The following is a 420-nucleotide window of genomic DNA, read 5'->3' on the forward strand; positions in this document are numbered from 1 at the left end:
TTGAAAATGAATACACAATGATTTACTTCGCCTTTATCGGGCAAAATTATGATATCCTAAAGGTCTATGATAAAGAGGGCAACTTCAAAGGTTTCTATGTTGATGTTTTAGCCTACACAAAGAGATATGGAGACACTTTAGAGATGCTCGACCTATTTTTAGATATATTTATCTTCCCAAATGGCGAAGCTTTCCTTTTAGATGAGGACGAGCTTGAAATGGCTCTCAATTATGGTCTAATCGACAAAGAGACCTTTGATTTCGCCTACAAAGTTGCAGATGAAATAATGAGGGCTGTAAAAGAAAAGAAGTTTCCTCCAAAAATTGTTTGGGAATACAGTCTGGAGGGGAGAGAATGATAAAGCAAACAAAAGATGGTGTTATTCTCCTCGTCCATGTCCAGCCAAATGCAAAAAAGAA

The 420-nt window shown here is 36.9% G+C and carries 1 protein-coding gene; it reads left to right on the forward strand.

The window, feature by feature from the left end; genetic code table 11:
- Positions 1-359 (forward strand): DUF402 domain-containing protein (locus E3E28_RS10920; protein WP_167915466.1); only part of this gene is annotated, 359 nt, incomplete at its 5' end.
- Positions 360-420: the final 61 nt, after the last annotated feature.

Origin of the sequence: Thermococcus sp. 21S9, from assembly GCF_012027635.1 — an archaeon.
GTDB lineage: Archaea > Methanobacteriota_B > Thermococci > Thermococcales > Thermococcaceae > Thermococcus.